The organism is Sulfuricurvum sp. PD_MW2 (genome assembly GCF_002633015.1).
In the GTDB taxonomy this organism is placed as follows: Bacteria; Campylobacterota; Campylobacteria; order Campylobacterales; family Sulfurimonadaceae; genus Sulfuricurvum.
The window spans coordinates 1-2,043 of record NZ_NSIU01000062.1 but is presented as its reverse complement, the minus strand read 5'-3'; the positions used below and the strand labels follow the sequence as shown (position 1 = coordinate 2,043).

Genomic DNA, 2,043 nt, shown 5'->3' with positions numbered 1-2,043 from the left:
TACTATTACTGGTTTTATGTGTGCCCAAATTGAGCCTAATTATGACTAATGATGACAACTGTTGAGTATGAAAAAGTCTGGTAATAGCCTATTTAAGGCAACGTTTTTTCTATTCGAGTCCGCCCACTGGTACCACCCTCTTATTTAAATCAAGCCCAAATCATCCAAAAAATCATCACAAAAACCCTTTTTTAGCCACTTTATCTATTTTTCCCGTCCAAAACTATCCGAGCCAATCCATCTATATCCGAAAGCCTAATGTACTTTTTAATGTACTTTACAATCAAAGTACGTTGTGCTAATCTACTGTTAATATGTTTCAAATTAAGTACATTTAGCAGAGGTACATTATGGCAAATAAGAAAGTAGTACCGCTTACGGATACCGAGATTAAAAAATTAAAGCCAAATAGTAAAGAAAATAAAGATTACACAAAAGCTGATGGCAATGGATTGCAACTACTTGTAAAAGCTGACGGCCGAAAAATTTGGGAAATACGTTATACGATCAACGGCAAACCTAAAAAGACTACGCTTGGAACTTATCCAACCGTTACCCTTGCGAAAGCGCGGGCAATGCGTGATGAATATAAGAGCAAATCATTCGAAGGTATTGATCCGATCGATGAGCGTAAAAAAGCAAAAGAGATTATTGCCGAAAAAGAGGCGGAAAATCAGGTTTTATTAAAAAGACAATTTCATAAAGTTGCCTATGGCTGGTTAAATAGTCTAACGAATGCAGAAAGTACCCATAAAAAACGTCTAACTTCTTTTGAAAATGATATATTTCCATCCTTCTGCGTCTACGACAAATATAAACATATTGTTTCCTCAAAACATATCAAAGATATAACCCATCCCGAACTGTTGAAAGTGTTATTGGAAAAAGAGAAGACGGCACCTGTCGTGGCTAATCGTCGATTTATCGATTGTAAGCGCTTATGGCGATATGCGATTAATAAAGGTTATACTGAGGTTAACATTCCAGATAGAATTAGTTCTGATGCTTTTAAAAAGCATGAAGTAAAACATCGTCCAAAAATTACCGATGAAAGAGTATTGGGTGAAATGCTCAGAGCAATGGATAGTTATAAAGGCGAAGGCGGGATTATTGTTCGCAATGTTTTGAGACTGACAGCTTTGACAATGCTAAGAATCGGTAATTTAGCGACATTGAAATGGGATAACATACATTTCAAAAAAGGTGTAATTATCATCAAGCGCTCTGAAATGAAAGTCAAAGATAAAAATTTGCCTGATTTCGTTTTACCGTTGTCTCGTCAAGCGATTGAAGTGCTTAAAGAAACCAAGGAAATGACAGGTTGGGGCGAATGGGTATTTCACGGTATCAAAGACAACCGATATCACGTTAATAAAGAGAGCGGTAATAAAGCATTACAAAAAAATGGGGTTTACGGATGAAGAGAATGGACGGAAACAGACCTTGCATAGTTTTAGAGGGACCTATGCTAGTTTGGCACGAACGCATCATAAAGACCATGGAGCAGTATTCGAAGCATTAGAGAGAGTTTTGGATCATCAAGAGGGCAATCAAGTAGTTCGAGCTTATGCACATTTGGCTGATTATACCGAGCAGATGAGAGAACTATTGCAGTGGTGGGCTGATTTCTTGGACGAGCTGAAAACCAGAGAAGAGGATTGATCTATTTTTATTGATACAAAACATTAATTGAGTATGGCTTATCGAAAAACATCAATAATTAGTTTTCGATGTCTTTATCATTCCGACAGTGTTTTTTGTATAGATTATGGCAGCTTTTTAGCTTATAAAAGTAGGGTAGGGGAGAGTATGCGGAAAACACTTATTTTTCAGTGCAATATTTTGCTCATTTTCTAAATAAAACAACTGATGATCATGTTGATGCTAGTAAATATACAGTAATAAACACAAAAAAACAAATTATTTTAGACTATATGTTTCTAAATGTTACTATCTGCGATAAATCGTATATATTATATTAAATAATACTTTTTGCTTATTGTTTCCCTTGCGAGTGGGATAATTAAAGTATTCTAAATTTTA

At 35.4% G+C, this 2,043-nt stretch carries 2 protein-coding genes; both read left to right on the top strand.

Going from position 1 to position 2,043, the window contains the following annotated elements; genetic code table 11:
• Positions 1-350 precede the first annotated feature (350 nt).
• Entirely contained in the window at positions 351-1,421 is a 1,071-nt protein-coding gene (locus tag CJD30_RS11580; RefSeq protein ID WP_294919314.1) for an integrase arm-type DNA-binding domain-containing protein, read from the top strand.
• Positions 1,422-1,443: 22 nt separating this feature from the next.
• Positions 1,444-1,662: a hypothetical protein gene (locus CJD30_RS11575; RefSeq protein ID WP_294919312.1), complete on the top strand. Its 219-nt coding sequence runs from the start codon at positions 1,444-1,446 to the stop codon at positions 1,660-1,662.
• Positions 1,663-2,043 lie beyond the last annotated feature (381 nt).